Source organism: Pseudomonas sp. TSRC2-2 (assembly GCF_049897785.1).
GTDB lineage: Bacteria > Pseudomonadota > Gammaproteobacteria > Pseudomonadales > Pseudomonadaceae > Aquipseudomonas.
Genome location: NZ_JAFCWZ010000004.1, coordinates 473,396 through 499,288 on the forward strand (window position 1 = coordinate 473,396; position 25,893 = coordinate 499,288).

24 protein-coding genes are annotated in these 25,893 nt (G+C 60.8%); 13 read left to right on the top strand and 11 right to left on the bottom strand.

The features are described 5' to 3' along the window. Positions 1 to 52: 52 nt before the first annotated feature. From ACP7D9_RS10935 to ACP7D9_RS10950, 4 genes are all read left to right on the top strand, one after another. A complete protein-coding gene (locus tag ACP7D9_RS10935) occupies positions 53 to 742 on the top strand; it encodes an N-acetyltransferase (RefSeq protein ID WP_426157339.1) in 690 nt (229 codons plus the stop codon). A 4-nt stretch (positions 743 to 746) separates the two neighbouring features. Continuing rightward, positions 747 to 1,934 carry a GNAT family N-acetyltransferase gene (locus tag ACP7D9_RS10940; protein WP_426157341.1) on the top strand — a complete coding sequence of 396 codons (1,188 nt, stop codon included), beginning with the start codon at positions 747 to 749 and terminating at the stop codon, positions 1,932 to 1,934. Then, positions 1,906 to 2,697: a carbohydrate deacetylase gene (locus ACP7D9_RS10945; protein WP_426157343.1), complete on the top strand. Its 792-nt coding sequence runs from the start codon at positions 1,906 to 1,908 to the stop codon at positions 2,695 to 2,697. Before ACP7D9_RS10940 ends, ACP7D9_RS10945 begins: the two co-directional genes overlap by 29 nt. Before the next feature lie 69 nt (positions 2,698 to 2,766). Then, positions 2,767 to 3,459, top strand: a complete 693-nt coding sequence (locus tag ACP7D9_RS10950; RefSeq protein ID WP_426157345.1) for a GNAT family N-acetyltransferase — start codon at positions 2,767 to 2,769, stop codon at positions 3,457 to 3,459. Between the two features lie 136 nt (positions 3,460 to 3,595). Here the strand turns inward: ACP7D9_RS10950 and ACP7D9_RS10955 are convergent, their stop codons facing one another. Both ACP7D9_RS10955 and ACP7D9_RS10960 read right to left on the bottom strand, forming a co-directional pair. Continuing rightward, on the bottom strand, positions 3,596 to 4,246 hold the full coding sequence (locus ACP7D9_RS10955) for a methyltransferase domain-containing protein (protein ID WP_426157347.1): 651 nt from the start codon (positions 4,244 to 4,246) through the stop codon (positions 3,596 to 3,598). A gap of 72 nt (positions 4,247 to 4,318) precedes the next feature. Further along, on the bottom strand, positions 4,319 to 5,218 hold the full coding sequence (locus ACP7D9_RS10960) for a LysR family transcriptional regulator (protein WP_426157349.1): 900 nt from the start codon (positions 5,216 to 5,218) through the stop codon (positions 4,319 to 4,321). A gap of 233 nt (positions 5,219 to 5,451) precedes the next feature. Between ACP7D9_RS10960 and ACP7D9_RS10965 the strand changes: the two genes are divergently transcribed. Beyond that, entirely contained in the window at positions 5,452 to 6,471 is a 1,020-nt protein-coding gene (locus tag ACP7D9_RS10965) for an alpha/beta hydrolase (RefSeq protein ID WP_101159881.1), read from the top strand. A gap of 108 nt (positions 6,472 to 6,579) precedes the next feature. After that, the gene (locus tag ACP7D9_RS10970; protein WP_426157351.1) at positions 6,580 to 8,007 is read left to right on the top strand and encodes a mechanosensitive ion channel domain-containing protein; all 1,428 of its coding nucleotides are present in this window, start codon (positions 6,580 to 6,582) and stop codon (positions 8,005 to 8,007) included. A gap of 46 nt (positions 8,008 to 8,053) precedes the next feature. Here ACP7D9_RS10970 and ycaC read toward each other — a convergent pair whose 3' ends face one another. From ycaC to ACP7D9_RS10995, 5 genes are all read right to left on the bottom strand, one after another. Next, positions 8,054 to 8,677, bottom strand: a complete 624-nt coding sequence (gene ycaC, locus ACP7D9_RS10975) for an isochorismate family cysteine hydrolase YcaC (RefSeq protein WP_016774080.1) — start codon at positions 8,675 to 8,677, stop codon at positions 8,054 to 8,056. A 69-nt stretch (positions 8,678 to 8,746) separates the two neighbouring features. Continuing rightward, positions 8,747 to 10,585 (bottom strand): amidohydrolase, encoded by a 1,839-nt coding sequence (locus tag ACP7D9_RS10980; RefSeq protein WP_101159884.1) that lies wholly within the window; start codon positions 10,583 to 10,585, stop codon positions 8,747 to 8,749. A gap of 40 nt (positions 10,586 to 10,625) precedes the next feature. Continuing rightward, positions 10,626 to 11,252, bottom strand: coding sequence for an antibiotic biosynthesis monooxygenase (locus tag ACP7D9_RS10985; protein ID WP_426157354.1), 627 nt, complete (start codon positions 11,250 to 11,252; stop codon positions 10,626 to 10,628). Next, positions 11,245 to 11,658: a DoxX family protein gene (locus tag ACP7D9_RS10990; RefSeq protein ID WP_101159886.1), complete on the bottom strand. Its 414-nt coding sequence runs from the start codon at positions 11,656 to 11,658 to the stop codon at positions 11,245 to 11,247. The genes ACP7D9_RS10985 and ACP7D9_RS10990 overlap by 8 nt, the downstream gene beginning before the upstream one ends. A gap of 321 nt (positions 11,659 to 11,979) precedes the next feature. Beyond that, positions 11,980 to 12,903: a LysR substrate-binding domain-containing protein gene (locus ACP7D9_RS10995; RefSeq protein ID WP_313003308.1), complete on the bottom strand. Its 924-nt coding sequence runs from the start codon at positions 12,901 to 12,903 to the stop codon at positions 11,980 to 11,982. Between the two features lie 348 nt (positions 12,904 to 13,251). Between ACP7D9_RS10995 and ACP7D9_RS11000 the strand changes: the two genes are divergently transcribed. Then, positions 13,252 to 13,683 (top strand): helix-turn-helix domain-containing protein, encoded by a 432-nt coding sequence (locus tag ACP7D9_RS11000; RefSeq protein ID WP_101159889.1) that lies wholly within the window; start codon positions 13,252 to 13,254, stop codon positions 13,681 to 13,683. 134 nt (positions 13,684 to 13,817) lie between these two features. Beyond that, a complete protein-coding gene (locus ACP7D9_RS11005; RefSeq protein ID WP_426157357.1) occupies positions 13,818 to 16,655 on the top strand; it encodes an ATP-binding protein in 2,838 nt (945 codons plus the stop codon). On the opposite strand, the gene ACP7D9_RS11010 is transcribed toward ACP7D9_RS11005, so the two are convergent. Together ACP7D9_RS11010 and ACP7D9_RS11015 are read right to left on the bottom strand one after the other, a co-directional pair. Beyond that, positions 16,620 to 18,092 (bottom strand): ATP-binding protein, encoded by a 1,473-nt coding sequence (locus ACP7D9_RS11010; RefSeq protein WP_426157359.1) that lies wholly within the window; start codon positions 18,090 to 18,092, stop codon positions 16,620 to 16,622. The genes ACP7D9_RS11005 and ACP7D9_RS11010 overlap by 36 nt on opposite strands. A gap of 90 nt (positions 18,093 to 18,182) precedes the next feature. Beyond that, positions 18,183 to 19,133 (bottom strand): GlxA family transcriptional regulator, encoded by a 951-nt coding sequence (locus ACP7D9_RS11015; RefSeq protein ID WP_313003718.1) that lies wholly within the window; start codon positions 19,131 to 19,133, stop codon positions 18,183 to 18,185. Between the two features lie 217 nt (positions 19,134 to 19,350). Here ACP7D9_RS11015 and ACP7D9_RS11020 point away from each other — a divergent pair, with 217 nt between their 5' ends. Then, on the top strand, positions 19,351 to 20,073 hold the full coding sequence (locus tag ACP7D9_RS11020) for a pirin family protein (RefSeq protein ID WP_101159892.1): 723 nt from the start codon (positions 19,351 to 19,353) through the stop codon (positions 20,071 to 20,073). Positions 20,074 to 20,114: 41 nt separating this feature from the next. Here the strand turns inward: ACP7D9_RS11020 and ACP7D9_RS11025 are convergent, their stop codons facing one another. Further along, a complete protein-coding gene (locus ACP7D9_RS11025) occupies positions 20,115 to 20,552 on the bottom strand; it encodes a hypothetical protein (RefSeq protein ID WP_426157361.1) in 438 nt (145 codons plus the stop codon). A gap of 247 nt (positions 20,553 to 20,799) precedes the next feature. Then, positions 20,800 to 21,675 carry a LysR family transcriptional regulator gene (locus ACP7D9_RS11030; RefSeq protein WP_101159894.1) on the bottom strand — a complete coding sequence of 292 codons (876 nt, stop codon included), beginning with the start codon at positions 21,673 to 21,675 and terminating at the stop codon, positions 20,800 to 20,802. Between the two features lie 112 nt (positions 21,676 to 21,787). Between ACP7D9_RS11030 and ACP7D9_RS11035 the strand changes: the two genes are divergently transcribed. The 4 genes from ACP7D9_RS11035 (at position 21,788) to ACP7D9_RS11050 (ending at position 25,754) form a co-directional block, all read left to right on the top strand. Further along, on the top strand, positions 21,788 to 22,987 hold the full coding sequence (locus ACP7D9_RS11035; RefSeq protein WP_426157363.1) for a YbfB/YjiJ family MFS transporter: 1,200 nt from the start codon (positions 21,788 to 21,790) through the stop codon (positions 22,985 to 22,987). A gap of 61 nt (positions 22,988 to 23,048) precedes the next feature. Further along, positions 23,049 to 24,047 carry an NAD(P)H-quinone oxidoreductase gene (locus ACP7D9_RS11040; RefSeq protein WP_313003337.1) on the top strand — a complete coding sequence of 333 codons (999 nt, stop codon included), beginning with the start codon at positions 23,049 to 23,051 and terminating at the stop codon, positions 24,045 to 24,047. Between the two features lie 113 nt (positions 24,048 to 24,160). Then, positions 24,161 to 25,105 carry an alpha/beta hydrolase gene (locus ACP7D9_RS11045; protein ID WP_426157365.1) on the top strand — a complete coding sequence of 315 codons (945 nt, stop codon included), beginning with the start codon at positions 24,161 to 24,163 and terminating at the stop codon, positions 25,103 to 25,105. A 46-nt stretch (positions 25,106 to 25,151) separates the two neighbouring features. Further along, entirely contained in the window at positions 25,152 to 25,754 is a 603-nt protein-coding gene (locus ACP7D9_RS11050) for a hypothetical protein (protein ID WP_426157367.1), read from the top strand. Positions 25,755 to 25,893: the final 139 nt, after the last annotated feature.

Below are 25,893 nucleotides of genomic sequence, written 5' to 3' on the forward strand. Positions count from 1 at the left end.
CTGCCGCGCGGGGTTGATGCCGCGCAGGGCACCCTCATCAGGAGAAGAGACCATGGATGTTTTGCAAAAACTCAGCGGACATATTCGTCGTAAAGGCCTGCGAGCGACCTTGGGCAAGATCCGCAAAATGTACATTTTTTCCCATCAGCAATTGCTATGGATGGAGCGCGACCTGGTCAGCCCGGTGCCGCCGCACCGCCTCAAACCCTATCCGCCACTGCGCGTGGTCAGGATTACCGCGGACAACGCCAGCGCTTTCGCGCGTTATTTTGGCGACCGTGTCGGCACGATGGCCGAGCTGGCCAAAGAGGGCCACACCGGGCACATGCATGTCGATGAGCAGGGTGATGCCGTGGCGTTTATTTGGGGCACGCCGCGCGATTATTTCGACCGGCACTACTACGGCTGCCGGTTCCCGGTGAAACCCGGCGAGTTCTTCGAGTTCGGTGGCGAACTGGCCCGGGCCTACTGGGGGACGGAGCTCTCGGTGGACCTGCAATTGCGCCTGTGGGAAGCGATGGCCGCCCAGGGCTGCCGCAAAGTGGTCGATGTCTGTGAGTCGACCAACATACCGGCGCTCAAGCTGCATCTGCGCATGAGCTATACCGAACAACGGCGGATCACAAATATCTACACACTGTTCGGTCGCTGGCGCTTCTATCGCCAAACCCGCTACAGCGGTTCGCGCCTGGCGGCGCTGGGTAAAACTTCCCGTCCACCTGTCAACGCAACGGCGGCCTGAACCTATGGTGATGCGATTCGAATGGCGCACGTCCCTATGCGCCGCCGACTTCCCGGCAACCGCTTATGAAACGCTGCGCCTGGGCGTAACCGACCATACACCGTTCAACAATCTCGGCTGGTTGTGCGCGGCGGAACAGGCCCTGGGCGAGGATCAGCGCTTGCACATTCTGCTCGGTTGGGAGGCCGCAGAACTGCGTCTGTGCCTGCCGCTGGTGGCCAGCCGCGAGCGCTTCGCCGGGGTGCCGTTTCGGGTCTTGCATCACTTGGGTTATCCGCTGGCCGATCGTCTGGCTTTGCTGTCGCTGCTCGGCGGCGAAGACATGCACGAGGCGCTGGTGCTGATTCGCCAGCGCCTGCCCCATGCGCTGCTGCAACTCAATGAGTTGTCGGAGCCGGCGGGTGAAGAAAGTGCCGTCACCGCATGGATGGCGCGCAGCTCCACCGCCGAGCGACGCCTGAGTTGCCGGGTGCCGGTGCATCTGATCAGCGAAGCCGACCATCAGGAAGTCTCCGGCGATCCACGCTACAAACTGCGACGGGCACGCAAACGGATTGCCGCGTGCGGTGCGCAGATCCGCCGGATCACCCCGGATGCACTGAGCATGGGTGCCTTGTTGCAGACCCTCAGCGAAGTCGAAACGGTGAGTTGGAAAGGCGATGAAGGCGTCGGAATTTTCGCCACGCCGCGCAGTCGCCAATGGATCGAACGCGCCTTCACCGCCCTCGCCGGCCAAGGCTTGGTACGCGTGGTGATGCTCGAGCTGAACGGCCGCTGCATCAGCTATCGCCTCGGCCTGCTCGAACAGGGCCGGCTCTACGATTACAACCTTGCATTCCTGCCGCAATACGCCGACCTGGGCAGTGGCCGGGTGTTACTGGAGGAATGGATTCGCTGGGGCCTGGATGAACACTGGCGCTGGATCGACGCGTCACGGGTCAGCCTGGAAAATTCCAGCCATCAACTGCACGAACGCATGACCGGGCAACTGGAACACTGGCGCTGGAGTTTCTATTCGTGGCGCCCAAGTGGGCTGGCATTGGGTCTGGCGCTGCGCATCTGGTATCGCTGCAAGCCCGCCGTGCAACAGTGGCGGGCCCGCCGTGCAAACAAAAAACCTGCAGCGCTGGTGCAACCTGTCGCAATCACTCCGGAGGGCGGCCATGCCTCGCCAAGTCATAGTCAACGCTGATGACTTCGGTCTCAGTGCCAATGAAAACGCGGTGATCTTCGCAGCCTTTCAGGCCGGCCTGATCAGCTCGGCCACGGCCATGGCCAACATGCCGGCGTTCGAAGCCGCATGCGCCATGGCTCGGCATCCGGCACTGGAAGGTCGGATCGGCCTGCACTTCAACCTGACCTACGGGCGCCCGTTGAGCCAGGCGATCCTGGGGCGGCGAACGTTCTGCGATGGCAACGGCGTGTTCGACCTCAACCTGCCCCGCCACAGCCTGTGGCTGGGTCGCGCAGACCGTGACGCGGTGCGCGCCGAATTGCAGGCGCAATGGCAACGCTGCGTCGATCACGGCATGCGCCCGAGTCACATCGACTCGCACCAGCACGTACACAACATCTGGCCGATCGGCGAAGTCGTCGCGAAGTTTGCCGCTGAGCAAGGCGTACCGATCCGGCTGGCGCGCAATCTTGGGCACAACCTCACGCTGCCCAAACGCTTATTCAAAGGTTTGCTCAATGGTCGTTTGCAGCGTCTGGCGCGGGTTTGCGCTGATTACGTCTGCACCCCGGTGGACCTGCGCAATGCCAGCGTGCCCAGCGACGGCGTGCTGGAAATCGTTGCCCACCCGACCCGCCTCGGCGTCGATTTCGGCGATGCCTATCTCGACTCCGGCGAGTCATTGAGCGAGATACTCGAACAGGGTTTGAGAGGCGTCGCGCGAGTCTCGTATGCCGACCTCAATCGAGAAGAAACACAGGGTGCCACGGCGCTCGAATGAATCACCGCTGTAACGCAAGCCGACACGACACTCACCACAACATCCGGGCCAAGACCCTGGAGGGGCACCATGAGCATCATCACCAAAGTGCAAGATCGCATCAGACAGAAAGGCCTGGGCCGCACCGTCGGGACGTTGTGGAAACGCTACGTGTTCTTCCACTGGGAACTGCTGTGGATGGAGCGCGACCTGGTCAGCCCGGTGCCACCGCACAAACTGCGCCCATATGAAGGCCTGCGCAAAGCCGACATCACCGCGCAGAATGCCGTGGCGTTCAGCAAACACTTTGGCGACCGCGTCGGCACCATGGCCGAACTGGCTGCCGAGGGCCACACCGGGCACATGTACCTCGACGCCGATGGCCATGCCGTGGGTTTCATCTGGGGCAGCATTCGCGACTACCACGACCGCCACTATTACGGCTGCACCTTCCCGGTCAAACCCGGCGAGTTCTTCGAATTCGGCGGCGAAATGATCCGCGCCTACTTCGGCAGCAGCCTGTCGGTGGACGTGCAGGTTGCGCTGTGGCAGGCGATGGCGGCGCAGGGTTGCACCAAGGTCGTCGACGTCTGTGAAACCCATAACATCCCGGCGCTGAAACTGCATATCCGCATGGGCTATCAGGAACAAGGCCGGGTGACCCACGTTTACTGCCTGTTCGGCCACTGGAAGTTCTTCCGCGAAACCCGCTACGAAGGGTCACGCCTGGACCCGCTGCGCAAACCGGGACGGCCGGTGGTGAGTGCAGCGGCGCAGGCTTGACTGGCTCTCGAAAAATGTGGCGGTCACATGGCCGCCATCGCGAGCAGGCTCGCTCCACACTGGATTCGTGTACGGCGAAAATTCGGTGTATGAGCGAGCCTGCTGGCGAAAAGGCCAGCCGTCGCAATACAGCGTTTCAGGCCTTGCTCGCCACCAGGCTAAAGCACATCGGCAACTGCACCGTCTGATTCAGGTAGCAGTCATAAACCTCTTCCCGATTCGAATGCGCGTACTCCTGAAAGTCCACGATGTTCAGCCCCGCTCCAATGGCGCCGCTGAAGATCGCCCCCAGCGTATGCACGAACCAGTACGACTTTGCCGCCGGCTGCTCGACTTTACCTACGTAAACGATCGGTTCTTCCTGTACAAACGGCTTGGCACGGAAATACGAGCTGACGAGGCGCAACGGATCTTCAGCCTGGGGATCAACCATCTCCAGAAACGGATGGGTTTCGTAGATCACCAGTTGCCCGCCCGGCTTGAGCACCTGCGCGACATGACGAAAGCATTCGCCGATGTCGGGCATCCAGTTGAGTACCCCAATGGTGATCAGGGCGACGTCGAAGCGGTTATGCAGCGATGCGGGCAGATGGTGGATGTCGCTCTCGACGAATTCGGCAGTGTGCGGCGAGCGACTGTTCAGCTCGCGGGCCTGTGCGAGAAAGGCTGCCGATTGATCCACGCCGACGACACTGCGCGCACCCAGCGCAAACAGCGACAGGCTTTCCCGACCGTTGCAGCCCAGTTGGATTACGTCTTTGCCGTCGACGAAGATCAGCCTGGTCACTTCGGTTGTTGCAAACTTGTAAGCCAGTTCCTGCGTGAACTTTGTGCTCCTACAGTTTAATCAGCGTAAGGATCAAAGATTCACGTGGCTCTGATTAAGCTTCTCGCGCAAAAACTCCACCAGCGCCTGCACCGGCCGCGAAGCCTGGCGATGTTGCGGATACACCGCCGATAAGGTCAGTGGCTCGGGACGTAAATCATCCAGGACAGGCACCAGCCTCCCGTCCTTCAGCGCTGCACCGACGATGAAGGTCGGCAGATAGGTAACCCCCATCCCCTGCACCGCCGCGTCCCGCAGCAGTTCGCCGTTGTTCACCCGCATGCGTCCGGTGACGTTGACCAGCACCGGTTTGCCCGGCGCTTCGTTGAAGCGCCATTGCACCGAGCGCCCGTGGCCGTACGGCAGGCAGTCGTGGCTGTGCAGGTCTTCGGGTTTGAGTGGTGTGCCGCGTTCGGCAAGGTACGCGGGGCTGGCGCAGTAGACCCGTTCGATGCTGGCGATGCGCCGGGCGATCAGTGTCGAGTCTTCCAGCACGCCGATGCGCAGGGCGAGGTCGTAGCCCTCGCCCAGCAGGTCGACCGGGCGATCGCTCAAGTCGACCTCGACAGTCACCTCGCGATAACGCTGCAAAAACAACGGCAACAGACAACCCAGGTGCGCTACGGCGAACGACAGCGGTGCGCTCAGACGAATCGTGCCGCGCGGCTCGGCGGTTTCACCGGCGATGCCCTGCTCGACCTGCTCCACCTCGCCGAGCAAACGTAGCGCCGATTCGTAATAACTCTGCCCCAATGGGGTGACGTCGAGCCGCCGTGTCGAGCGGTTCAACAGACGCACACCGAGGCGCTCTTCGAGTTGCATCAAACGACGGCTGACGAACTGCTTGGACAGGCCCAACTGATCGGCCGCGGCGGTGAAGCTGCCGGAGTCCATGACCTGGCAAAAAATACGCATGTCTTCGAACGGGTTCATTGTCACTCTCTGGTGGACAGTTAAACGCTTTATAGCCGCTTTTTCGCTTTTCAGCAGCCCATTAATCTGTGCTCACGGTTTGAAAACAACCCTGAACAGGTAGGAACTGCCGCAGGCTGCGATCTTTTGATCTTCATCTGCAGTGACGCTGGAAATGGCAAAACAGGATCAAAAGATCGCAGCCTCCGGCAGCTCCTACACGAACGTATAAATACTCAAAAATGGAATTGAACATGAGCATCAAGAAAACCCTCGCCGCGTCCCTGCTTGCCCTGTCCGTCAGCAGCGCTTTCGCCGCTGGCAGTCCTGGCGTCGAACACAACACTCAGGCGTTTCTCGATGCGCTCGCCGCCGGCGGCGGTCGTCCGCTGGAGCAACTGAGCCCGAAAGACGCCCGTGCAGTGCTGACCGGTGCCCAGGCTTCGGTGAAGGTTGATCTGTCCGGCGTGGAAGTCAGCGACAAGGCGATCAAGGTCGATGGCCAGACCATCAACCTGAAAGTGGTGCGCCCGGCCAAGGTCAAAGGCGAGTTGCCGGTGTTCATGTTCTTCCACGGCGGCGGCTGGGTGCTGGGTGACTTCCCGACACACCAGCGTCTGATCCGTGATCTGGTGGTCGGCTCTGGCGCTGTGGCGGTGTATGTCGACTACACACCATCGCCGGAAGCGCAGTACCCGACCGCGATCAATCAGGCTTATGCCGCAACCAAATGGGTGGCCGAGCACGGCAAGGACATCGGCGTCGATGGCAAGCGTCTGGCGGTGGCCGGCAACAGCGTCGGCGGCAACATGGCGGCAGTCGTGGCGTTGATGGCCAAGGAACAGAAAGCCCCGGCCCTGCGCTTTCAGCTGTTGATGTGGCCGGTAACCAATGCGCAGTTCGATGACGGTTCGTACCAGCAATTTGCCGAGGGTCACTTTCTCACCAAAGGCATGATGCAGTGGTTCTGGGACAACTACACCACCAACCCGGCCGAGCGTGCGCAGATCCACGCATCGCCACTCAACGCCAGCGCCGAACAGCTCAGGGGCTTGCCCGCTGCGCTGGTGCAGACCGCCGAGTTCGACGTGCTGCGTGACGAAGGCGAAGGCTATGCGCGGCACTTGGATGCGGCTGGCGTGCCGGTGACTTCGGTGCGCTACAACGGGATGATTCATGACTTCGGCCTGCTCAATCCGCTGAGCCAGATTCCAGAAGTGAAGGCTGCGGTGCGTCAGGCTGCGGCTGAACTGAAGACTCATCTGAATCCATAAAAGCAAAAGATCGCAGCCTTCGGCAGCTCCTACCCTGGAATACGGTTCCCTGTAGGAGCCGCCGAAGGCTGCGATCTTTTTTCTCACCAGCGTCGCGGAGTACCGGTCATGACTCTTTTCTACGCCCACCTGCTCTCCTGGAGCGCCGTACTGTTGCTGCTCGACGCCGCACTCTGGCATTTCTCGCCCTTCAGCCATCGCGCACCGCGAGTCGGCGTACGTCTGGCATTGTTTCTGGCGTTCAGCGCGCTGGTGATCAACGCCGGTGTCAGCCCGTTGCAGGCGCCGCTGTTCGCCGATGATCGCGTGGCACAACTGGGTGCGACGGCGCTGGGGATTCTCTGGTGGTTGTACGCAGCACGGGTGCTGACCGAGGTGATCGGCCTGGCGTTGATGCGCCGCATCGGTCACAGCGGTCGCTTGCTGCAGGATGTCATCGGCGCGCTGGTGTTTCTGGTCGCGATTGTCGCAGCCGCCGGCTACGTGCTGGAGCTGCCGGTCAAAGGTCTGCTGGCCACTTCCGGGGTGGTCGCCATCGTCGTCGGTCTGGCGCTGCAAAGCACACTCGCCGACGTGTTCTCCGGCATCGTCCTCAACACCACCAAGCCCTATCAGGTGGATGATCTGGTGATGATCGACGGCGTTGAAGGCAAGGTGTTCGATATCGACTGGCGCGCCACGCACCTGCTGACCAGCGCCGGCACCATGGCCGTGGTACCGAACTCGGTGGCGGCCAAGGCAAAGATTGTCAACCTGAGCCGTCCGAGCAACATGCATGGGGTGTCGATCAGCATCCAAGTACCGAACCATATTCGTCCGCGTCGGGTGCTCGATGCCCTTGATCGGACCTTGCAGGGCAGCAGTTCGCTGCTGCTCAGTCCCGCGCCGAAAGCCGTGCTCAAAGAGGCCGGCGAAACCATGTCGGAATACGTCGCCAGCGGTTTCATCGCCGAGCTCGGCAAAAAAAGTGAAGTGCGCAATCAACTGTTCGACCTCGCCCACCGCCATCTCGAAGCGGCGGGAATTTCTCGGCATCCCGACGGCGTGATCGAACCGTCGAGCCGCGCCCGTGCCTTGCTGGATGAGGTGAAGATTTTCCGCTCGCTGAGCAGTGACGAACGCGATCGCCTGGCTGCGTCGATGGTCGCGCAACAGTACACGGCGGGTCAGGTAGTGCTGGACCTGGATGAAGTGCCGGACAGCCTGTTCGTGATCGCCACGGGTGTGGTCAGCGCGACGGTGCCGGATGGCAACGGCCAGACCGAGGCCGGGCGCATGGGGCCGAGCGAGGTCATGGGTGAGCAGAGCATTCTCGCCGATACGCCGTCGCAGGCGACGTTCACGGCGCTGACGTCGAGCATCATCTATCGTCTCGACAAACAGTTGACCCGTGAGTGCATGGACAAGCGCAGCGAAGTCGGCCGGGCCTTGAACAAATTGCAGGCGGTGCGTCAGCAGAACAGTCGCCTCGCATTGATGGCCAAACCGGTGGCGGTGAAGAAGGGAGGTTTTTTGGGTTGGTTGCAGAAGCGCTAACAGCAAAAGATCGCAGCCTGCAACAGGCTGCGATCTTTTGATTTTCTTACTTGGCAGTGAACTTGGTGTAGCTGTTGATCAGGTTGCGATAGTTAGGCAAACGCTCGGACAGCAGATGCGCCAGACCTTCCATATCGTTGCGCCAGTCACCTTGCAGCTCGCAAGCCACAGCGAACCAGTTCATCAGGTGGGCACCGGCGGCCGACATCCGCGCCCAGGCGGCTTGTTGCACGGTGGTGTTGAAGGTGCCCGACGAGTCAGTCACAACAAACACTTCGAAGCCTTCAGCAATCGCCGACAGCGTCGGGAAAGCTACGCAAACGTCGGTTACCACACCGGCGATGATCAGTTGCTTGCGGCCAGTAGCCTTGATCGCTTTGACGAAGTCTTCGTTGTCCCAGGCATTGATCTGGCCAGGACGCTGAATGAATGGCGCGTCGGGGAATTGCTCGAGCAGCTCAGGCACGATCGGGCCGTTGGGGCCTGCGTCGAAACTGGTGGTCAGAATGGTCGGCAGCTTGAAGAACTTGGCGATGTCGCCCAGTGCCAACACGTTGTTCTTGAACTCGTTCGGCGAGAAATCCTGCACCAGCGAGATCAGGCCGGTCTGGTGATCGACCAACAGGACGACGGCATCATCTTTGTTCAGACGCTTGTAAGGAACGCTCATGGCAAAACTCCTGGAGGGATGGTTGTTGCGTGAAGCGCCGGCCGTGATGACCGGCGCTTTTTTTCGAACTCAGAAGGCGAAGCAGGAACAGCCGAACGCGCCCCAGAAACCGGCGAAGTCGCTGACCGGCGCATTCGACATCCGCGCTTTTTCATGGCTGTGGGTGTGCACCGCGCACGGCCCGCTGCACTGGTGAACCTGCGCCTGCAGTGGCGAATTCGGGCGCCAATGGCCCGGAACCTTGACCACGGGCGACCAGTCCGGCAGCACCGGAATCGAACGCGGGCCGAGGTCTTCGAAGTCGCCGGCGGCGTAGACAATCTTGCCGCCGACCACGGTCATCACCGACTCGATCCACTTGATCGCTTCCTCTTCAACGCTGAAGAAGTCGGCGCTGAGGGCTGCCAGGTCCGCCAGTTGGCCGACGCGGATCTGGCCTTTCTTGCCCTGCTCCGAGGAGAACCAGGCGCTGCCGTGGGTGAACAGCTCCAGTGCGGTGCTGCGTGGCAAACCTTCTTCGTACAGCGCCAGACCGCCAACGGTGCGGCCGCTGACCATCCAGTACAGCGAGGTCCACGGGTTGTAGCTCGACACTCGGGTGGCGTCGGTGCCGGCGCCAACCGGCACACCTTCAGCGAGCATGCGCTTGATCGGCGGTGTGGCTTCGGCGGCTTGTTTGCCGTAGCGATCGACGAAGTATTCGCCCTGAAACGCCATGCGATCCTGAATCGCGATGCCGCCGCCCAACGCCTTCACGCGCTCAATGTTTTGCGGGGTGATGGTTTCCGCGTGGTCGAAGAACCACGGCAGACCGTTGAACGGAATGTCGCGGTTGACCTTCTCGAACACGTCGAGCATGCGGCTGATCGATTCGTTGTACGTGGCGTGCAGACGGAACGGCCAGCGCTGCTCGACCAGGTGGCGCACCACCGGCTCCAGCTCCTGTTCCATGGTCTGCGGCAGGTCCGGGCGCGGCTCGAGGAAGTCTTCGAAGTCGGCGGCGGAGAACACCAGCATCTCGCCGGCGCCGTTGTGGCGCAGGAAGTCATCGCCCTGATGCAACTTGACGCTGCCGGTCCAGTTCTGGAAATCGGTCAGTTCTTCTTTCGGCTTCTGGGTGAACAAGTTGTAGGCGATGCGCACGGTCAACTGGTCGTCTTTGGCCAGTTGCTCGATCACTTGGTAATCATCCGGATAGTTCTGGAAACCACCACCGGCGTCGATCGCACTGGTCAGGCCGAGGCGATTGAGCTCGCGCATGAACTGACGGGTCGAGTTGACCTGATATTCCAGCGGCAGCTTCGGCCCCTTCGCCAGTGTCGAGTAGAGAATCATCGCGTTCGGCCGCGCGACCAGCATGCCGGTCGGGTTGCCATTACTGTCACGGACGATCTCGCCACCCGGCGGGTTCGGCGTGTCGCGGGTGTAACCGGCGACGCGCAGGGCGGCGCGGTTGAGCAGTGCACGGTCGTAGAGGTGCAGGATGAACACCGGGGTGTCCGGCGCCGCCTGGTTGATTTCTTCCAGGGTCGGCATGCGTTTTTCGGCGAACTGGAATTCGTTCCAGCCACCGACCACGCGCACCCATTGCGGGGTTGGCGTGCGATCGGCCTGATCCTTGAGCATGCGCAGCGCGTCGGCGAGCGACGGCACGCCTTCCCAGCGCAGTTCGAGGTTGTAGTTCAAGCCGCCGCGAATCAGGTGCAAGTGCGAGTCGTTGAGGCCTGGGATGACGCAGCGGCCCTTCATGTCGACCACTTGCGTGGCGCTGCCCTTGAGGGCCATGGCCTCGGCATCGTTACCGACGGCGACGAAGCGGCCATCCTTGATCGCCACCGCACTGGCCAGTGGTTTTTCGCGGTCTACGGTATGAAATTGGCCATTGAATAAAATCAGATCGGCGCTCATCGCAGTTCCTCAAGCAAAAGTGAAAAGAAGCAACCCCGCGTTAACGCGGCGAGGTTTCTTGGGAATCGAGGTGTTCATGGGCCTGGCTGGCTTCCAGCCACGGGGTGAACAAACGGGTGACCGGCGGCATGACCACGTAGACCACCGAGAGAACGATGGTCAGGGTGATCAGAAACGTGGCAACCACGTAGTTGGAAAGAATCGGATGCAGCGCCAGCAGCGGGCCCCAGATCAGCGGCACCAGCAGGGTATGCGGCAGAATCACCAACAGGGTGACAACAGCCTGCTTCCAGCGCGGCGGCGGCGAGCCGGCTTCGGCCAGCGGTGTGAACCAGAACTCGTTGACCGGTGCGACCTCGGTCTGATCACCGTCAGCCAGCATCGGTGCGGCTTCGGCGATCAGCGCCTGACGCTCGAAGGATTCCAGCCAGCCTTGCATGGCCTCGGTGGAGCTGAAGCGCAGCACGCAGGTGTAAAAATCCAGACGCCCGCGCTTGCCGCGCACCACGTCCACACCCAGATGCCCTTCGCGTTGCCCGGCGACGCGCACGATGTTGCGCAGCCACGCTTCGTAGGCCAATTCGAAACCGGCCTTGACCGAGTGCTTGATGATCAACGTGACGGTCTCATCGGCCCCCAGTGCTTGTTGATTAAGGACTTCAGGCATAACGCAGCACTCCGGGCAAACGAACAGGAATCGCCAGCCGTCCCGGCCCGGCGATCAATACAGTGGTGAAAAGAATCAACAGCAACCAGCCAAACTGCCCTTCGGCCACACTCCATTGCGGATGCACGACCAGCAACGCAACGAGCAGCACAAAGAGAATAGGCAAGCAGGCCAATCGCGCCAGCACGCCGGCGATGATCAGCAACGGGCAAAGGACTTCAGCGAAAATCGCCAGGATGAGAGTGAGGTGGGCGCCGAGGTGGAACGGGTCTTCGATCAGTTGCAGTTGCGCAGTGAAGTCCAGCAGCTTGGGCAAGCCGTGCACCCACAACAGAAACAACCCGCCGCTGACCCGCAGAAACAGCAACCCGATGTTGCGCGCCTGTTCATCCCTCGACACCATCATGACCCGACCCCTTGAATGTCATTGACGGGAATCATGCCAAGACCAGGGCGGGAGAAATTGGATGGGTGTGCTTAGTTGTTTTTCAGACCACGGACAGTCCGCCTCCAACGACAGACAAGGTGAAGCTCCCACAGGATTTGATGGCATTCACTCAATTGGCGGGCCGCCCAAAACCATGTGGGAGTGAGCTTGCTCGCGGAGGCGTCAGGTCAGTCACATCCGCGACTGGCATACCGATTTCGCGAGCAAGCCCGCGCCCACAGGGGTTGGTGGCGTGCACTCAGTTGGCAGGCTGCCACGTGGTTGTGTGATCGCGATGGGTTAAAGCGCCGGAATATCCAGCGGCGCCGCCATGAACTGGCTGATGCGCGAGCGTAGCCATTTCTCCGCCGGATCGTTGTCGTGCACCCCGCTCCACGCCATCGACAATTGCGCGGCATCGATCGGGAACGGCGGGTCTTCGGCGCGCAGGGCGCAGCCTTCGACCAAGGCACAGGCAGCGTAATCCGGTACGGTGGCGATCATCTCGGTACCGGCGAGCAAGGCACGCAAGCCGCTGAATTGCGGCACACCGAGCACTACGCGGCGGCATCGGCCGATCTTGGCCAGATCCAGGTCGATATTGCCGCTCAGGTCACCAGAGAACGACACCATCGCATGCGGCCGCTCGCAATATTCATCCAGCGTCAGCGGCCCCGGACGGTCATCGCCGCGCAGCACTTTGCAAGGGATGTCGCGCAGCTTCTTGCGCTTGGCATTGGCCGGCAGATCCGTGGTGTAGCTGACGCCCACTGAGATTTCTCCCGAGGCCAACAGCGCCGGCATCAGTAGATAATTGGCACGGCGCACCACCACGACAATCCCCGGCGCCTCCAGCTGAAGCTGGCGCAACAGCGGCGGAAACAGACCGAACTCGGCGTCATCCGACAGACCGATGCGGAACACGTCGCAACTGCTCGCCGGTTCAAATTCCTTGGCGCGGCTGACCGCCCCGGAAATCACATCCATTGCCGGTTGCAGCTCCTTGAGAATCGCCAGCGCCCGCGCTGTCGGCTCCATGCCGCGACCGTTGCGCAGCAGCAACGGGTCGTCGAACAGATCACGCAAACGCCCCAGTGCAGCACTGACCGCCGGCTGGCCCATGAACAGTTTTTCCGCCACACGGGTCAGGTTCTTTTCGAACATCAGCGCTTCGAAAATCACCAGCAGGTTCATGTCGACGCGGCGCAGATCATTACGGTTCATGGGCGTGGTTTCCTTGTCGGTGTCAGGCACTTTTTGCCACAGGCGCTGGGCACTTTACTCGATCAACGGCACTTTCGCCGCGCGTTTGCAGGGGCCGTACTCCCGCTTGTCATTGCATTCCCCTTGTACCTGGCCGACGGCGGCCATGCTTTGTCGACATCGTCGCGCAAAACGCCGGGCGGTGACTTGCAAGGATGTGCTGAGTTCCAGCCTGAGCAGGGAAATTAACAACGATTAACTCGTCAGCCTCACGCCACGGCCCAACAATGAAGTCCTCTGCGCAGCGTTGCTGTTTTGACCTGAGGGAATGCGCCGACCATGCCTTCCCCACCGACACGGACCTTGGCCATGGCTTATCTACAGCGAACCGTCGCCCTCGCCCCTGCCTGCGAACCGCGTAAAAACGCGACTGGCGGACTCAGTCCACAGCGCGAACGCCACATCAAACAGTTGATCCTCGACCGCTTGGGCGAAAGCCTCGAAGTGGCTGAGCTGGCCCGTGCCTGCTCACTGTCCCGCAGTCATTTCTCCCGCGCCTTCAAATGCAGCACCGGCCTGTCGCCGCAGGACTGGATTCGCGCCCAGCGTCTGGCGCGGGCCAAGTTGCTGATCCAGCACACCGACCTCAGCCTGACGCAGATCAGCCTGGAGTGCGGCTTCTGCGATCAGGCGCACTTCTGCCACATGTTCACCCGCAGCGAGGGCATCAACCCCTTCGCCTGGCGCTGTCGAGCCATGGGCAAGCTGAAAAGCAGCGCCGCGCAGCCTGCGGTTTTTTGACTGCTGCCGTTACGCCACCCGTTGCACTGATGCTCAAACCTGAGGATTATGCCCGGACACCCCGGATCAGACGGCCTGCGCACGCGCCAGGCACTGATTCGCCCTGTCCGCCGCATCACCGCAGGAGCGCGCTGTTGAGTTTTCCCCCGAATCAGGCCATTGCGTTTGGCCCCTATCGGATTCATCCCGGGCAACGACTGCTACTTGAAGGCCAACAGCCTTTGCGCCTGGGACGGCGGGCGATGGACATCCTCCTGATTTTGCTGGCCCACGCCGGTGAAGTGGTGAGCAAGCAGCAACTGATGGCCGGGGTCTGGCCAGACAGTGTCGTTGAAGACATCAATCTACGCGTGCACATGGCGGCGCTACGCAAGGCGCTGGGCGACGGGCAGAACGGCCAGCGCTACATCGTCACGGTCGCGCAACGTGGCTACAGCTTTGTCGCTCCGATCCTGCTCGACAGCCTCGAACAAAAACCTGCGGTTGCCGTCGCCAGACACAATCTGCCGCTGCGCCGTACGCGGATGATTGGCCGCCAGCCGGTCGTCGATCATTTGATTGCGCAACTGCCACGCCGACGCTGCATCACCCTGGTCGGCCCCGGCGGCATCGGCAAGACCACCGTCGCCCTGCGTGTCGCCGAGCAATTGATCGGCCAGTATCGCGACGGCATCCGCCTGGTGGATCTGGCACCCATCGCCGAGCCCGCGCTGATCGGCACGCATCTGGCGGCGCTGCTCGATCTATCTGCGCCCGACGGCGATGCGCAGGGTTGTCTGGTCGATGGTTTGCGTGAGCGACAAATGTTGCTGGTGATTGATAACTGCGAGCACCTGATCGATGCGATCGCGTCGCTCAGCGAGCAGATTCTGCGCGGCGCGCCCAAGGTGCATATCCTCGCGACCAGCCGAGAAAGCCTGCGCGCCGAGGGCGAGTTCGTGCTGCGTCTGGAATCGCTCGAATGTCCGTCCATGTCGACGTCGATGGCGCCGAGCGAGGCGCTGAGTTTTGCTGCGCTGCAACTGTTTGTCGAGCGCGCCACTGCAGCCCGCGAAAGCTTTGAACTGAGCCCTGCGCAGTTGCCGCAAGCAATCGAGATCTGCCAGCGCCTGGACGGTATTCCGCTGGCGCTGGAACTGGCCGCCGCTCAGGTCAGCGAATTGGGTATGGACGGGTTGCTCAAACAATTGCGCAAAGGGCTGCCGCCATTGTCGGCCGGACAGCACAGCAGTGCCGAACGCCACTTGACCCTGCGCGCGACGATGGACTGGAGCTTCAACCTGCTCAACGCCTGCGAGCAAACATGCCTGCGGCGATTGGGTATTTTCCGCGGCAGCTTCACCCTCGCCTCGGCGGCGGCAGTGGTCATCGGCCAGCAGATCGATCCCGGCGCGGTGTTCAGCGCTGTCACGCAACTGGTGGCCAAATCCCTGCTTAGCGTCGAAGTCGGCGACGAAGATGTTTTCTACCGCTTGCTCGACACCACGCGCCACTACGCACTGGAAAAACTCGAACAGGCCGACGAGCTCAGTGCAACCCGCCAACGCCACGCCGAGCGCTGCCTGACATTGATGCAGCAGGCGCAAGCGGATTGGGACAATACCCCGACCGTATTATGGATGGAGCGCTATGCCCGGGGTCTGGAGGATCTGCGCGCGGCGCTGGATTGGAGCCTCAACGGGCCGGGACCAGATGAACTGGGTGTACAACTGACAGCCGCTTCAGCACCGTTGTGGCAAGAGCTGTCGCGGCTGCGCAATTACAGCCGTTATGTGCGTCGGGCACTGAGTCTGCTCGAGGAAACCGCCGAGCCCTGCCCTCGTCTGCAAATCGCCTTGAAACTGGCGCTCGGCAGCGCCAGCTATCACACCTGGGGCGGCACGCCACAGACCATCCAGGCCTTCGTCGATGCCTGCCAATTGGCTGAGAAACACGGCGATCTGGCGGGACAACTGCGCGCGGTGTCCGGGCACATGGCGGTCAATCTGAGTTGCGGGCATTACCGCACGGCGCTGGCCCAGAGTGAGCAATTCGATCGCATCGGCCTGCACGGCGAGCCACTGCTGTCACTGAGCACACATCGCTTGCGGGTGCTGGCACTGCATTATGCCGGCGACCAACCGCAGGCACGCGTGCACGCCGAGCAGGTGCTGCAACGCATGGCCCACAGCGGTCATCTCAATCGCTTCACCCATGGTTTTGGCGTGCAATACGACCAGAGTGTTGCTTCGCTGACGGTGCTGGCTCGCGTGCTGTGGCTGCAGGGTCTGCCCGAGCAGGCATGGCGCACAGCACGACAGGCGCTGGACATTGCCGTGCAGATCAATCATGGAACGTCGATCTGCTACACCCTGGCGCTGGCCAGTTGTCTGATCGCCCATTACAACGGCGACCGCGCCAACGCCCGCGCTCTGCTGCAGTTGCTGCTGGAGCAATCGCAGAAGCATTCGGTATTGCTGTTCAATAACTGGGGCCGGCACTACGCGCAGGTGATCGATCCGGACAATGCCGCGCCTGTGTCAGCGCAGAGCAGCGGTTTGATCCGGGAAGTGATGGTTACGCTCGATGAACGCTTTGTCGACGAAACACTGGTGGAGCGGGCGCGCAATGGCGATGCGGGGTGGAGCGCGGCGGAGATATTGCGCGCGCACGCGGCGGCATTATTGAAGGAATCCGAGAAGCCGATTCTCGAACCTGCTCGCGAATCGGCCCGCGCAGGCGCCACCAAAATCCTGCAAGCCGAACAAACGCTGCAACAAGCCTTGATCATCGCCAGAAGCCAAGGCGCGCTGGCCTGGGAGTTGCGCAGCGCCACGGATCTCGCTGAACTGTGGCAAAGCCAGTCCCGACAGCGCGAAGCCCTGGATCTGCTCACCCCGATCTACCAGCGCTTCACCGAAGGCTACGCCACTGCGGACGTGCGCAAAGTGCGCCGGCTACTCGACCGTCTGCGCGACCAGTGCCCGGCCTGACGCGTTGCGCGTTCGGCTGAGATAGCGCGCATGGCGCTGCTCCAGCTCGAGCCTCTCGTCGGTTCGCTCGAGTTGATCACGCGCATAGCGGCGCACGGTATTAAGCATCCAATAGCGGAGCGTTGCTTGAACGGGTTGCTGAATCAGCAACGATTTGCGCGCCAGACCTTCGATTATCGCGACGAGCCTGGAGCCAGCCAGATCCGCGCTGCTGATCACACTCAGTGCGGCCTCGAGGGTAAAGCCCATGCTGAACACCGACAGACGCAGCAGCACAAGCTGTTCCATTGCAGTCAGGCGCTGAACGCTCCAATCGATGGCAGCACCCATCGACTGATGGCGCGGCACCGCGGTGCGCCGGCCTTGGCCAAGCAACTGCAGACCGTTTTCAACCTGGGCCTGCAAACCGATCAAGCCCAGCGCGTCGATCTGCGCCGCTGCGAGCTCGAGCGCTAGTGGCAAACCGTCCAGTTGACGGCAGATCTCGCGCACGCCTGGCAAATCCTGTTGACGTAAGCTGAAGCCATGCTGCCGCGCCCGCGCGCGATTGACGAACAACTGCACCGCCGGATAGCTCATGGCCTCTTCAACGGTATTCAATGTCGAGCGCTTGGGAATCGCCAACAGCGGCACGTATTGGATGGTCTCCTGCGCGACTTGCAGGGCTTCTCGGCAGGTCACCAGAATCGACAGGCGAGGCGCAGCCTGCAACAGGGTTTCGACCAAAGCCGCGCAGCTCTCGCGCTGGTGATCGCCGTTATCCAGTAGCAACAAGGCGTGGCGACCCGTCAGTGTTGAAAAATCTGTCTTCAGGGCGTGCAACAGCTGCTCAAGCAGCGGCAGGTCATCTTCAAGGCTGGCAAGGTCGACCCACCAGGCGCCATCGCGAAAATATTGCAGCAGCAGTTCTGCCACGCGCAGCGCCACCGTGGTTTTGCCGACACCTGGCGCACCGGTAATCGTCATCAGGCGGCACACCGGCATTTGGCGAACCAGACTACCGACCAAGGCATCGCGCCCACTGACTGGGGTCAGTCGTGCCGGAAGATTGTGCAGTGGCCTGAGCGCGGCGGCGGGCATGGGCGGCACGTCACGTGGGTTCTGCTCCACCGGGGCGACAAAACTGTAGCCGCAATGCGCCACGTGAATGATGTAACGCTGCCCATTGGTGCCGTCGCCCAGTGCGCGGCGCAACGCTGCGATGTGCACCCGCAGGTTGATCTCTTCAACGATCGATGTCGGCCACACACGAGCAATCAACTGCTCTTTACTGACTACCTCGCCCGCGTGCTCAAGCAGCACCAGAAGAATATCCATGGCGCGCCCGCCCATGCGCAGCGGCTGCTCTCCTTGAAGAACCAGACGCTGGCGCACGTGAAAGACGTAAGGGCCAAATCGCAGCACCGAGCCGGGGTGGGTGTCGTTGTGATTATTCATGCCAGACATCTTGGCACTCTTGCGTGACGATACAACCGCCACAGCCGACGCAGTACGGACATCCAGCTGCGTCAGACGGACAGAACCGCTCTAGCTGAACTGTTCCCGGTATTGTATCGGCGTTAGGCCGAGCTTTTCGGCGAACAGCGAGCGCATGTGCCGGACGCTGCCGAAGCCACTTTTATACGCAATTGTCTTCAGCGGCAGATCACTGGTTTCCAAAAGGTTTCGCGCGCAGTCAATTCTGGCATTCTGCAAAAATTCCATCGGCGTCATGCTGATGTCGCGGGCGAACAGGCGAGCAAAGTGCCGTGCGCTCATATTCGCCAGTCCGGCCATTCGCTCGACGGTGAAGGCCTCGTCCAGGTGCTCAAGCACATAATTCTGTACGCGAGTGACTGGCGTCTCTTGCGGTGAGATTGCGGCCATCAAAGGACTGAACTGCGCCTGCCCGCCTTGGCGCTTCATGACCACCAACAAGACCTTGGCGACGTCCTGAGCGATCTTCTTGCCGTGATCTTTGGCAACTACGGCCAGCGCGAGATCGATGCCGGCGGTCACGCCACCCGAGGTGATGAGATTACGATCCTCGACGTAGATCTGATCGGTGGTCACCGTGGCTTTCGGAAAGGCTTTGATCAGGCGTTCGGTGTAATTCCAGTGCGTGGTGACGCGATAGCCATCAAGCAGGCAGGCATGGCCGAGGATGAAGGCGCCAGTGCAAATCGAACCGTAGCGTTCGGCGCGCGGTACGGCGTTGTTCAACCAGGCGAACAGCCCGGGAAATCTCTGGTTGTAGGCGCCAGGCCCGCCGGGCACCAATAACAGGTCATAGCGCTCGGCCGCTTCGTCGATGTGCAGATCAGCCTGCACCTGCACGCCATTGGAAGCTCTCAGCAGGCCGCGCTCGGTGCCTAACGTCGTCAATTGATAGTGCAAATCAGGTTTCAGATAACGGTTGGCGACTGAAAACACTTCCAGCGGCCCGGCCATGTCGAGCATCAGAAAGTCAGGAAACAGCACCATTGCCACGGTTTTCATGGGAGGCATCACACATTCGGGAATCAATACGCACGCTGAACCGGGGCATTATGGCTAACTCAGGCTTAATCAGCGCACACGAATGGGTGAACCATAGCGCAAAACTGTCAACCTGAGCCGGACAGTCTTTCAATTTCCATCTACTTATTGCCTTGTCTGGTAACCAGTAACCTTCTCCTCACTCGGACGAATTCACGTCCCGCCAGGAGATTTCATCATGCTGACACTTCGCAAAGCCTCCGATCGCGGCCTCGCCAATCACGGCTGGTTGAAGTCGTTTCACACCTTCTCTTTCGCCAATTACCGCAACCCGCGAGAACAAGGATTCTCCGATCTGCTGGTGATCAACGACGACCGTGTCGCTGCCGGCAAAGGCTTCGGCCAGCATCCGCACCGTGACATGGAGATCTTTTCCTATGTGCTCGAAGGCGCGCTGGAACACAAGGACACCCTCGGTACTGGCTCGGTGATCCGCCCCGGCGATGTGCAACTGATGAGCGCCGGCAGCGGCGTGGCACACAGTGAGTTCAACCACTCAGCCACCAAGCCCGTGCACTTTTTACAAATCTGGATCGTGCCGGACGTCAGCGGTGCCAAACCGCGCTATCAGCAGGAGCACTTCAGCGCGGCAAAAAAACGTGGTCGCCTGCAACTGATCATCTCGCCGGACGGGAGCAACGGTTCTCTGAAAGTCCGTCAGGATGCGCGCGTCTTTGCGGGGTTATTCGACGGCAAGGAAAGTGCCACGCTGAAATTGCCGGCCAATCGTTACGCCTATGTGCACGTTGCGCGCGGCAGCGTCGAGTTCAATGGCCAGGCGTTGCAGGAAGGCGACGGCGTGCGGGTTCGAGAAGAGCAGCTGCTGAGCTTGAGCAATGGGGTCGATGCCGAAGTACTGGTGTTCGACTTGCGGCCACAGGAGTTGCCAGAAATGCCATGACCTGGCGCGATTCGGAACGGCCTTCCAATGAAGGCCGTTTTTTATTGCGGCGACACCGGCGCAGATCGTTCGACAGGTTTGGGGACGGACACTTCTTTACCAATCTGAATCGCCGCCAGCGTGGTTTGTTTCGTAGTCAACACCGCCGCCTGATTGGCGAAATGCGCGCCAACCAGCAATGAAGCCACGCCGAGAAAATGCACAGTGGTAGCAGCCCAGTAATTGGCCTTTACCGTCGATGCCTGTCTGATCGCTTCCCGCGATTCGTCGGCCATTTTCTGCACGCCCATCCACATCAGGTCATAACGCTTGTCCCGTTCTTGCAGGGCCTTGTCCCGCTCAAGATAGACCTTGTCCCGCTCTGCCTGGGCAGCGAGAAACCCACGAATGTCGGCGCGCATTTCTGCCACGCGGCCATCCATTCTCGTCTCGATGGTCTCTATCCTGGCATCGAATTCTTCGCGGCTTATGGTGCTCATGATGTGCCTATCCCGACCCGTTTCCGATCTGTCCGTGACTGCATATCGATTCACTTCCCTGATTTTCAATGCGACACCTTCATGGCTACGAGGCCTTCCCTGGCTCTTCGTTTGGATGCGGGACTGAAATCCGCATCGAACTGCCGTCACAATAGATTTCATCGCTCTCGGCGACAAGCCGGCCCATTCTGCCTCGGACGTAGGCTGTTTCGTCAGGCGTTGTAGCCTTGGCAAAACCCGAAATCACTTATTCGTTTTCCAGTGCAAAGGCCTCCACGATCTGCTCAATCACGGCCCGCACCCGCGCGGTATGGCGCAGGTCAGCGTGGGTGACCAGCCACACTTCATACGGCAATGGCCGGGTCCGCTCCGGCCAGAGTCTGACCAGACCGTCACGCTCGCCCATATACACCGGGATCTCCCCTACTCCGAGGCCTGCGGCAATTGAGCGACGCACTAGAAGGCTGGAGCTGAGCGTCGCCACGATACGCCCACGGCTTAACGGCTCGGATACCAGTGTGAGGTCTTTTTTGCTCTGTAAATACGGCTGATACACCACCAGATCATGGCCCTCGAAAGCACTGCCGGGCTGCGGTCCACCATGGCGCTCGACGTAGGCCTGCGCTGCGAAAAGTCCTACAGGCCAACGGGCGATTCGTCGGGCGATGAGATCCGGGTTATCCGGCCGGGTATTGCGTACGGCGATATCCGCCTCGCGCTTGGCCAGACTGAGGATCTGCGTCGACGCATCCAGCTGAATCTGCACATCCGGATGCTGATCATGCAGGCGCGCCATCGCCGGGATGATGAAATCGATGGCCAGCGAGTCGGTGGTGCTGACCCGTACATGACCGGTCAGACGATCATCCAGCCCGTGGATGTGTCGCTCCAGTTCCAGCGCCGAGTGCTCCATTTTTTCCACACTTTTGAGCGCCGCCTCACCGACGGCGGTCAGCGCGTAGCCGTCGGACGTGCGCAGGAACAGCGTCGCGCGCAAAGATTTTTCCAGCGCGGTGATGCGCCGTCCTACTGTGGCCTGGTCGACGCCCAGAACCCGCGCAGCCCCACGCAATGTCGACTCGCGACAGACCGCCAGAAACACCCGCGCATCATCCCAATTCATGCTGATCCTCACCGAAGCAATTTTGCATCATCGTGCCGCTTAATCGCTGCATATGCGCAGCAACAATAGCCGATAAGGTGAGCGCCATACACCTCTTGCGAGATCGCTAAACATGCGTACTTCAAACTCTTCCGGCCTCTGGCTGCCAATCTTCGCCGGGCTTTGCGCCAGTCTGGTCAGCATTGGCCTGGCGCGGTTCGCCTACACGCCACTGATCCCTTCGCTGATTCAGGCGCAGTGGTTTTCAGCCAATGATGTCGTTTACCTCGGCGCGGCCAATCTGGTCGGCTACTTGATTGGCGCCCTCCTCGGTCGGCCTATGGCCCATCGATTGGGTAATCGCCACGCTTTGCGCCTGATGATGCTGGCTGTTACGGCAGCATTTTTTGCCTGTGCTTATCCGCTGTCGGTGAGCTGGTTCTTCGGTTGGCGCTTGCTGTCCGGCATTGCGGGTGGCGCGATCATGGTGCTGGTTGCGGCAACCGTGCTGCCTCACGTTCCGGCGGCGCGCAGAGGCTTGGCCAGTGGCGCGATCTTCCTTGGCATCGGCCTCGGCATCGCCGGTTCCGGAACCATCGTGCCCCCACTGCTGACGCTTGGCTTGCAGGCAACGTGGCTGGGGCTGGGCGCGCTGGCGTTGTTGCTGACCGCATCGAGCTGGTTTGGCTGGCCTGCGGATACCGCGCACGCCGCGGCTGTGCATGGCCCGTCGGCTGATGAGCCGACACCGCCGGGTGTTTACCTGTTGTTCGCTCAATATGCGTTCATGGCCGCCGGGCTCGTGCCCGCCATGGTGTTTCTGGTCGATTACGTAGCTCGAGGGCTGGGGGCCGGGGCGCATGTCGGCGCAACGGTCTGGGTCATGTATGGCCTGGGGGCGATTGTCGGGCCGGTGACTTACGGCTTCCTGGCTGACCAGCTTGGCGCACGCGCAGGCATTCGAATGGTGCTGGTCGTGCAAGCCATCGCCCTCGGCTTGCTGGCCGTCACACATTCGTTTCTGGCGCTGGCATTACTGGCGGTGATTCTCGGCTCTTTCCCGCCGGGCATCGTGCCGCTGGCGCTGGCCCGGGTGCATGAGCTGGTGCCGTCGCATCACCGTCAACAGATTGCCTGGAGCCGCGCTACGGTGTCTTTTGCCACTTTCCAGGCGTTGGCCGGGTTTGCCTATTCGGCGCTGTTCAATGCTTCGGGCGGCCAGCATTCGCTGCTGTTTATGATCGCCGCCGGCGCGATCGGCGTTGCCCTGCTGCTGGAGCAAGCCATGCGCTGGCTGCCTGCTGCGACTCAAACTGGTTGCGCGGCGAACTGAAGGGAATCATTGCGCGTTGCCTGCGCTCCCATCTACACGACCTTTTTCACAGGAATCGACAATGTCACTGCCCAATGAAATGACCCGTATCGAAATAACTGAACCCGGCGGCCCTGAAGTGTTGCAAGCCAGGCGCGTGGCCCTGCCAACCGTTGCCGAGGGCCAGGTGCTGATCCGCGTTCACGCTGCCGGAATCAATCGTCCGGATGCCTTGCAGCGCGCCGGCAAGTATCCAATGAAACCCGGCATGGACCCGATTCCCGGGTTGGAAGTGGCTGGTGAAGTGGTCGCACTCGGCACCGGAGTAACGCGGTTCGCTGTCGGCGATCGTGTGTGCGCGCTGACCAATGGCGGTGGCTATGCCGAATATTGCGCCGTGCCAGCGGGGCAAACGCTTCCCGTGCCGGACGGTGTCGACTGGATTCAGGCCGCCGCGATTGCGGAAACCTTTTTCACTGTATGGGCCAACCTGTTCGGTCTCGGCGGTGCCAAGGCCGGCCAGCGCGTGCTCATTCACGGTGGCACCAGCGGCATCGGTACCACCGCACTGATGCTCTGTCGTGAATTTGGCATTGAGGCCTTCGCCACCGCTGGCAGCGCTGAAAAATGCGCGGCGATTCGTCAGCTTGGCGGGCAACCGATCAACTATAGGGACGAAGATTTCACCAAGGTCATTGCCGAAAAGACGGCAGATCAGGGCGTGAACGTGATTCTCGACATCATGGGCGGCTCGTATCTGAACGGCAATATCAGCGCACTGGCTATGGACGGGCGCCTGGTGATGCTCGGCTTCCTCGGCGGTGCCCGCGCCAACGATATCGATTTGCTGGCGATCCTAGGCAAACGCGCGGTGGTCACCGGCTCGCTGCTGCGCGCGCGCACCGCTGCGGAGAAAGCCGCCATCGCCGATCAATTGCAGGAACACGTTTGGCCTGCCCTTGGCGCCGGACGCTGCCTGCCGATCATCGACAAGGTCTACCCGCTAGCTGACGCGGCTCAGGCCCATGCCCGCATGGAGGGAGGCGACCATATCGGCAAGCTCGTGCTGCAAGTAACGTGAGCGATTGCAGCATCTTGTAATCGTTGCGCATGCACGGTGGTCGAAAATAATCACGCGCAGACTGAGGCATCTGGTAAAAAGCGTTCTTTGTCTGCGCCGTGGTGAAACGATTAATGTTCCTGTCCTTACTGACTCGTCTGCGGCGCCGCCGGTTCGCGTTCGCCATAATGGCCGCGCTGATTATTGGCGTGCCGACGAGTTGTGCGGTGCTGGAACACACCGAGCGCAAACTGTTGTTCCGCATCGAACCGGGTACGGCCGGCTGGTATCGCGGTCTGCCCGGCAGCGTCCAGGAACTTGATCTGCAACCGAAAAGCTTCAGCGCCGGACAGAATATCCATGCCTGGTGGTGGCCGGCAGAACGTGCCAATGCGCCAGCGATTCTGTATCTGCATGGCGTGCGCTGGAACCTCACCGGACAACTGTTCCGCATCGAACAGCTGCGAGCGGCGGGGTATTCAGTGCTGGCCATCGACTATCGCGGATTTGGCCAAAGCAAGGGCGACCTGCCGTCGGAGCGCAGCGTTTATGAAGATGCTCGCGTTGCGTGGGAACGCTTTCAACTGCTGCAGCCAGATCCGGACAAACGGCTGATCTACGGCCATTCTCTCGGTGGCGCAGTGGCGATCGATCTGGCCGCTGAACTTGGTCAGACAGCCGCGCGCAATCACACACCTCTGCCCGTGCGCGGCCTGGTTATTGAGTCGACCTTTACCTCGCTCGCCGATGTCGCCGCCGCAGTGGCTGACACCTCGCTTCCGGTGCGTTGGCTGCTGTCACAGAAATTCGATTCCATCGACAAGATCGCCGACATTCATATGCCGCTGCTCGTCGTGCATGGCCTGGCTGATGCCTTCGTGCCGCCACGCTTCAGCGAGCAACTCTTTAACGCCGCTGAGCAGCCCAAGCGGCTGTTGCTGGTGCCTGGGGCGACGCACAACAACAGCATGGCGCTTGGTGGCCAGGGTTATCGCAAGGCGCTGGATGCGTTGATGCAGACCAAACCGTTGCCGCGGGTTGCCGGGCCGGCAGTGGCCAAACGATCTCGCGACTCTTGATTGAAGCACTGGCATACTGGCGCCCCTTCCGACATCACAACAAGGAATGAGTGTGTTAACCCGCCCCAATGCCCTCTGGATCTACTACCCGATTTGCTGGCTTGCTTTAGGTTCGGTTGTACTGCACAGCGCTTTTTATGACTGGTATCTGCTCACTCCGATCGACGTCGGAGGTACCTTTATGGGCGGAATGGGCGGACAGTTGTTCGTCATTGGCTGGGTCGCCGCTACCGTGGCTTTGTTGTTGGCTCTGCTGGTGCGCATGCCGGGAGCGATTCATGCCTGCATTCTGGCGGGCGTTATGCCTTTGGCCATAGGCGTCTGGTGGCAAATCAATTATCCGGACGACGCGGAACAAAGGATCTATAGCATCAGCCCTCATGAAATCGGCAGCGCGATGCTGATCGGTGCGGTGTTGTTGGGGCTCGGTCTGTTTTTGCGTTCAAGGCTCAAGAAGCAAGGCGCTCCCTCGCTTTGGGCGATGATCGCCAGATCGGTCATGGCGATAGTGATAGCGTCAGTGTTTATTGGCGTGCCCATTTATATCGCCAGACAGATGTCGTTGCCGCATTGCGCGTTTACCAAAGATGGCCAGCAGTTGACAGTGTGCTTGGGTGACGACGACAACGAACGCGTGATCGTCGACTGAATGCTCCGCCAAAATCCAAAATGTCTAGTCCTGAAATAGGTTTACACCTGTTTCAGTTTCAAAACGCCCGATGCACCGCATCGGGCGTTTTGTATTTCAGGGACAAATGAGGTCGCTTACGGTTATAGATTTCTATCGA